The sequence below is a fragment of the uncultured Blautia sp. genome, from assembly GCF_902497045.1.
Lineage (GTDB): Bacteria > Bacillota > Clostridia > Lachnospirales > Lachnospiraceae > Blautia_A.
This window is the reverse complement of the sequence record NZ_CABVDF010000150.1, coordinates 1-6,966: the sequence shown is the minus strand read 5'-3', so window position 1 is coordinate 6,966 and position 6,966 is coordinate 1. Positions and strand designations below refer to the sequence as shown.

The following is a 6,966-nucleotide window of genomic DNA, read 5'->3' as shown; positions in this document are numbered from 1 at the left end:
CCCTTGCTGAGTTTTTGCTATAATAAAATTACCAACGGTGAAAACCGACGTAAAACAAAAGGGCGAAAACAAAACAGGAGGGAAAAAGAATGAAATTTTTTATTGACACAGCAAATGTAGAAGATATCCGTAAAGCTAATGATATGGGGATTATCTGTGGTGTTACCACAAATCCGTCTTTGATTGCAAAAGAAGGAAGAGATTTTAAAGAGGTTATCAAAGAAATCACTTCTATTGTAGATGGACCGATCAGCGGAGAGGTAAAGGCTACTACAACAGATGCAGAAGGAATGATCGCAGAAGGACGCGAGATCGCAAAAATCCATCCGAATATGGTAGTAAAGATTCCGATGACAGTTGAGGGGCTGAAGGCTGTCAAGGTTCTTTCAAAAGAGGGTATCAAGACAAATGTAACTCTGATCTTTACCGCAAATCAGGCGCTTCTTGCGGCAAGAGCAGGCGCTACTTATGTTTCTCCGTTCCTTGGAAGACTGGATGATATTTCCACAGACGGTGTTGAGCTGATCCGTCAGATCGTTCAGATCTTTGACATTGCAGGTCTTGACACAGAAATCATCTGTGCAAGTGTGCGTCATCCGATGCATGTAACAGAGTGCGCTCTTGCAGGCGGACATATTGCAACTGTACCGTACAAGGTTCTGGAGCAGATGACACATCATCCTCTTACAGATGCGGGTATCGAGAAATTCCAGCAGGACTACAGAGCTGTTTTTGGTGAATAATCAAAACAAAAAGGAGAATATCATGAATAAATTAGAGCTTCAGAAGACTGCCAATGAAGTCCGCAAGGACATTGTAACGGCAGTTCATGCTGCAAAGGCCGGACATCCGGGCGGATCCCTTTCTGCAGCTGACTTATTTACTTATCTGTATTTTGAAGAAATGAATATTGACCCGAAAGACCCGAAAAAGGCAGATCGTGACCGTTTTGTGCTTTCCAAGGGACATACTGCGCCGGGACTTTATTCTGTACTGGCTGAGAGAGGCTATTTCCCAAAGGAGGATCTTAAGACTCTTCGCCATCTGGGCTCTTATCTTCAGGGACATCCGGATATGAAGCATATTCCGGGAGTTGACATGTCCAGCGGATCTCTGGGTCAGGGGATTTCTGCAGCAGTAGGTATGGCTCTTTCTGCAAAGCTGAGCGGAGACTCCTACAGAGTATACACTCTTCTTGGAGACGGTGAGATCCAGGAGGGACAGGTATGGGAGGCAGCTATGCTTGCAGGCTTCCGTAAACTGGACAACCTTGTAGTGATCGTTGATAACAATGGCCTCCAGATTGATGGAAGAATCGATGAGGTATGCTCCCCATATCCGATTGATAAGAAATTTGAGGCATTTAATTTCCATGTGATCAATGTGGAAGACGGAAACGATATGGACCAGCTGAAGGCTGCTTTTGATGAGGCAAGAACTGTAAAGGAAATGCCTGTAGCTATTGTCATGAAGACAGTCAAAGGCAAAGGTGTATCCTTTATGGAAGATCAGGCAGGATGGCATGGAAAAGCTCCGAATGATGAGCAGTATGCACAGGCTATGGAAGAACTGGAAAAGGCAGGTGAAGCATTATGTCAGATGTAAAGAAAATTGCAACAAGAGCCAGTTATGGTGAGGCTCTGGTAGAACTTGGAAAAGAGCATGAGGATCTTGTTGTTCTGGACGCTGACCTTGCTGCAGCTACCCAGACAGGAATGTTCAAAAAAGAATTCCCGGAACGTCATATTGACTGTGGTATTGCAGAGTGCAATATGGTGGGAATCGGCGCAGGTCTTGCCACAACAGGCAAGGTTCCTTTTGTAAGTACTTTTGCTATGTTTGCAGCAGGCCGCGCTTTTGAACAGGTACGCAACTCTGTGGCATACCCAAAACTGAATGTAAAGATCGGCGCTACTCATGGCGGAATCTCTGTAGGCGAGGATGGTGCTACCCATCAGTGCTGTGAGGATTTTGCCCTGATGAGAAGCATTCCGGGAGTGGTTGTTGCCTCTCCTTCTGATGATATTGAAGCAAAGGCTATGGTAAAGGCTGCTTACGAGCATGTAGGCCCTGTATATATGCGTTTTGGACGTCTTGCTGTTCCGGTGATCAATGACAGACCGGATTATAAGTTTGAGCTTGGCAAAGGTATTGTTCTTCGTGAAGGAAAAGATCTCACGATCGTTGCAAACGGACTTTGCGTGGCAGCATCTCTGGAAGCTGCTGAAAAGCTTGCAGCAGATGGAATCGATGCTAAAGTCATCAATATCCATACTATCAAACCGCTTGATGAGGAACTGATTGTGGCTGCTGCGAAAGAAACCGGCAAGGTTGTTACAGTAGAGGAACATTCTGTTATTGGCGGTCTTGGCGGTGCAGTCTGCGAATGTCTGGCTGAGAAGACTCCTGTACCGGTAAAACGTATCGGTATCAATGATGTATTCGGTGAGTCCGGCCCGGCTGTGGCTCTCCTGGAAAAATATGGTCTGGATGCAGAGGGAATCTATAAGCAGATTAAAGCTTTTGTATAAAACAGGAGTTTTGAACTGAAGAGGGGACTGCGGCCAGTATCCCTTCCGTAATCTTGTCTGCCAGACTGATCACAGTGGACAGACGTGTGGTCTGCAGAGTAAGCTGCTCCATCATTCCGGCAGTATTTACGATTCCGGTAATATGAATATCTCCAACAGGAGGAAGTTCCTTCTGGACGGCAGCGCCTGGGTAAAGTGCACCATTTCCAATGGTTACATATCCCAGGTGCTTTTTTTGTCCCAGAGAGGCATCTATGGCGATCACCAGAGCCTGAGGGTGGTGTTTGATGATGTGACGGCTTGTATCGCAGAGATTCAGTGCATGGACAGGATGAGATAAAGTTCCGTATATATGAAATCTTCCGGGAAGCTGCCGGGTAAGCTGCTGACCGACATAAGGACCCAGGCAGTCTCCGGTAAGCCGGTCTGTGCCAATACAGAGAAAAACAAGTTCGTTCCAGCTGGCTGAATAATTTAGAATGCATTTTTTCAGAAACCATGAGATCTTCCCGGCGGAGCCGGCTTTTTTCGTGTCAATATAAAAGGTCATAGGCATCTCCTGTGCTGTTTGTCCTGATTTATTTTATCCTTTGAAAAAAGAAAATATGCACTTTGCAGAATATGTCGTTAAATTATTATAAAGCACTCTTATAATACGATAAAATCTGCATTTTCTATATGTTATTCTTGTACCCGAAGGGGTGATATAAAATGATAGAAGTCATCTATAAAGATGAAAATCGGGAAGCGAAAGGAAGAGAAGGGATATTTTCTGTGCCTAAAAATATACGCCAGATAGGACTGATAAAAGGAAACTGCCGGATCTATATGGAGGATTACGTATATACTTTTCTGGGAAAATATGCAGGGGCAGAAGAAAGCGGCGGAGAAGAAAAAAGCTGTCTGGCAGTTTTGACGGGAGAAACAAAGTGGGATTCGGGAGACGCCTACGTATTTATAAAGGGGGCACTGACTGCGGAAACAGAAGAATTATCCCGGGAGCATATTGAATTTACAGATCAGCTATGGCAGAAGATACATCAGGAGATGGAGAGGTGTTTTGAGGGCCAGGAAATTGTAGGATGGTTTTTTGCGGAAAGAGCGCTGACGCTGGAAGCTTCGGAAATTTTTCAGAGGGCACATTTGAAAAATTTTGGAGGAGGAGACAAGGTTCTGCTGCTGATGGATCCGGCAGAAAGAGAAGAGGCCTTTTTCAGATATGAAAACAACTTTTTGGTAAAACAGAGCGGATATTATATCTACTACGAAAAAAATCCTCAGATGCAGGCATATATGCTCGAGAAAAATGCGGGTAAAGAACAACGTCAGGAAGAGGTTCCGGATGAAGCGGTAAAGGCTTTCCGAAAAATCATACAGAAAAAGAAGAATAACATTGAAGAAAAGGAAACGGAGGAACTGGAAGAAAGAACCTCTGTTTTTTCATATGCAGCAACAGCCTGTCTGGTTTTTGCGGTGGCAGTGGCAGGGACAAAATTTTATCAGCATTATCAAGAAATCCAGGTACTGGATTCCCGGACAGAGGCAGTATCGGCAGTGATGGAAGCCGAACAGCAGGGAATGGAGGATGATGAGACGACAGATAAAAAAGAGACGATAAAAAAAGAAGAAAAGACAGCAGGACAGGAAGAAAATAAAACGAAAGAAAAGATACAGGAAAATAGAGAAAAGACAAACGGCTATCAGGATGATAAAAGCCAGAAGAACAGTAGCGGAACAGCTGCAGAAGAGAATCTGGAATCGGACAGCCTGAAAAAAGAAAATGAGGATGAAGGACTCCGGGAAACGGGAAAACAAAATGAGAAAAACGGAGAAGAGTCAGGCGCGGAAAGCGAGAAGCAGGAAAAAAATCCGGAATCTATCTATAAACAGGAGTCTGATATAAGAAAAGCAGAGAAAAGGGTGCGGGAGCAGCAAAAAGGGGTGGAGAACAAATCAGAAGAGACATCTGGAAATTCCGGAACATATATTATCCGGCCGGGAGATACTTTATACCAGATCAGTATACAGAATTATGGAAATATGGATGCAGTCGAAGAAATATGCAGATTAAACGGAATCACTGCGGATGAGATTATTTATCCGGGACAAATAATTGTATTGCCCTAAGATATTTGCTATAATAACATATCAGAAAACGGACAGGAAACAGGAGTGTGTCTGTTTTTGGTGAGTTAGTGACAGTATCCGAAAGGTAAGGTTTATTATGTCAAACGTATTTAAAAAATTTCTTAAGAAACGGAAGAGGGCAAAAATACAGGCTCAAAATGAAAAAGCTGCCCGGACCGCAGGCAGGAACGGTGACGATTATCAGCAGCAGCTGTCCAGGCATCGGCATGCAGTGATCCGAAAAACAGTCATTACTGCTTCTGTGGTCATAGCGGCAGCAGCAGCGCTGCTGATTTTTATAGAAAAAAGAAGCTATCGCAGTTATAAAACCATACAGATCCATGAACAGGAAGATGTTGTTTCCAATCAGTATGAGATGATGTCCGGCAAAATTTTGCGATATAGTCCGGAGGGAGCTTCTCTTGTCAATAATGAAATGAGCGCATACTGGAGTTCTCTTTATGAAATGCAGAATCCGGTGGCTGATATAAATGATGACTGGGCAGTGATCGCAGATGTGGACGGCACAGAGTTGAGGATATTCAATAAAGAGGGAGAAGCAGGAAGTGTAACAACCTCCTATAGTATTGTAAAGGCAAGGATATCGGCAAATGGACTGGTTGCTGCAATTTTGGACGGAGGAGATTCTACATGGATCAATTATTATGCTTCAGATGGAAGTCTGATTGCAGAAAATCAGACTCATGTAGAAGATCCGGGATATCCTATGGATATTGCTGTGTCAGACGATGGTGAGATCATGATGGTTACTTATCAGTTTATAGATGGCAGTGATACTACAAGTTATGTTGCGTTTTATAACTTTGGAGATGTTGGCCAGAATGAACCGGACAGAATTGTCAGCGGTTATACATATGAGGGAGTAGTGATTCCGGAAATAGAATATTTGGATGCAGACAGTTCATTAGCGCTTCGTGAGGATGGCTTTACGTTATATAAAGGGCGGCAGATACCAAAAGAGGCTGTAACGGAAAAAGTTGATAAAGAGATTGTCAGTACATTTTCCGATGACGAGACGATAGGAATGGTATTTAAGAATGGAGACAAAGATAAGAAATATACCATGAAAGTATATTCTCCGGAAGGAAATCTCCGGTTTGAAAAGAATTTTAATATACCATATACCACTATTAAAATGAGCGGAGGAAATATTCTGCTTTACAATGACTCTCAGATCTGTGTAATGAACAGCAGAGGAACCACAAAATATACAGGTACTGTGGACGGCAGTATTAACAATTTTATAAAAATTGGATGGAACCGTTATCTGCTGGTAATGGACAGTGGAGTCAGGGTGATCAAGCTGAGCTGAGGAGAGTGATAGGATGTTAACTTGGTTGGGCGTGGTGATTCTTGTACTTCTGCTGCTGACAGCTGCAAAAGGGTATAAACGAGGATTTGTCAGGGAGATTGTGTCATTCTTTTTTGTCTTTTTGGCTATAGCAGTCTCCTGGGCAATCAATCCCTATGTGAATGAATTTTTAATGGAAAATACGCCTGTGTATGAAAAAATACAGAAAAGCTGTGAGAGTTTTGTGATATCCCAGCAAACGCTGTCGGGGAATAATACTGGCGGCAGCGGGGATCAGTATAGCTTTATAGAAAATATGGAGCTTCCGGAATTGCTGAGAAAGGGGCTGGAATCAAATAACAATTCTCAGGTCTACAGCCTTCTGGCAGTAGACAGTTTTGCAGAATATGTGTCAGAAGCTCTGGCACATATGATCGTCAATGGTCTGTCTTTTTTTGTATCATATCTTCTGGCGTCGGTAATACTGCGCATGGGCACATATATTCTGAATCTTCTTGCCGGGCTTCCTGTTCTAAAAAGTGCAAATAAGCTTGCCGGGGGAGCGATAGGGCTGGTAAAAGGGATTGTGTTTGTATGGATCGCTTTTTTGGTGCTCACAGTCTTATGCAGTACGCAGATTGGAAAAGAAGGACTGGCATTGATTGAAAAAGATGCCTTTCTCAGTGTCCTGTATGAATATGATATTTTTGTAAACTTCTTTATGAGTATTTTTTACGGAAATTAAAAAAGTACTTGACGTAATAGAATTGCAGTGTTATACTGAAATCCGCTTCGAAATGGAGCGGATTTCTTGTTTTTCTGGTTAAAAAAGAAAAACAAAAAAATTGAAAAAACTTGTTGACAAGCACAAATAAATGTGTTAAAGTAAACAAGCTGTCAGCGAGGCGGATATTTAGAAAATCGAACATCAAAAAAGTTTAAAAAAACTTGAAAAAAGTTCTTGACAAACAAAAACAGATGTGATAAACTAAATGA

7 protein-coding genes are annotated in these 6,966 nt (G+C 42.7%); 6 read left to right on the top strand and 1 reads right to left on the bottom strand.

All coding sequences use genetic code 11. From position 1 onward, the window contains the following. The first annotated feature begins 89 nt into the window (after positions 1–89). Genes fsa through RDS42_RS10560 form a run of 3 tightly spaced genes read left to right on the top strand, consistent with a single transcriptional unit; the run spans position 90 to position 2,531 of the window. On the top strand, positions 90–743 hold the full coding sequence (gene fsa / locus RDS42_RS10570; RefSeq protein WP_308783640.1) for a fructose-6-phosphate aldolase: 654 nt from the start codon (positions 90–92) through the stop codon (positions 741–743). Between the two features lie 22 nt (positions 744–765). Next, positions 766–1,605: a transketolase gene (locus RDS42_RS10565; protein ID WP_308783639.1), complete on the top strand. Its 840-nt coding sequence runs from the start codon at positions 766–768 to the stop codon at positions 1,603–1,605. After that, a complete protein-coding gene (locus RDS42_RS10560; protein WP_308783638.1) occupies positions 1,593–2,531 on the top strand; it encodes a transketolase family protein in 939 nt (312 codons plus the stop codon). Before RDS42_RS10565 ends, RDS42_RS10560 begins: the two co-directional genes overlap by 13 nt. Here RDS42_RS10560 and yyaC read toward each other — a convergent pair. After that, complete coding sequence (yyaC, locus tag RDS42_RS10555) at positions 2,515–3,081, bottom strand: spore protease YyaC (protein WP_308783637.1); 567 nt, start codon at positions 3,079–3,081, stop codon at positions 2,515–2,517. The genes RDS42_RS10560 and yyaC overlap by 17 nt on opposite strands. Before the next feature lie 161 nt (positions 3,082–3,242). Between yyaC and RDS42_RS10550 the strand changes: the two genes are divergently transcribed. From RDS42_RS10550 to RDS42_RS10540, 3 genes are all read left to right on the top strand, one after another. Further along, positions 3,243–4,658, top strand: coding sequence for a LysM peptidoglycan-binding domain-containing protein (locus RDS42_RS10550; protein WP_308783636.1), 1,416 nt, complete (start codon positions 3,243–3,245; stop codon positions 4,656–4,658). Positions 4,659–4,755: 97 nt separating this feature from the next. Continuing rightward, complete coding sequence (locus RDS42_RS10545; protein ID WP_308783635.1) at positions 4,756–5,991, top strand: DUF5711 family protein; 1,236 nt, start codon at positions 4,756–4,758, stop codon at positions 5,989–5,991. Positions 5,992–6,004: 13 nt separating this feature from the next. Then, entirely contained in the window at positions 6,005–6,715 is a 711-nt protein-coding gene (locus RDS42_RS10540) for a CvpA family protein (protein WP_308783634.1), read from the top strand. Positions 6,716–6,966: the final 251 nt, after the last annotated feature.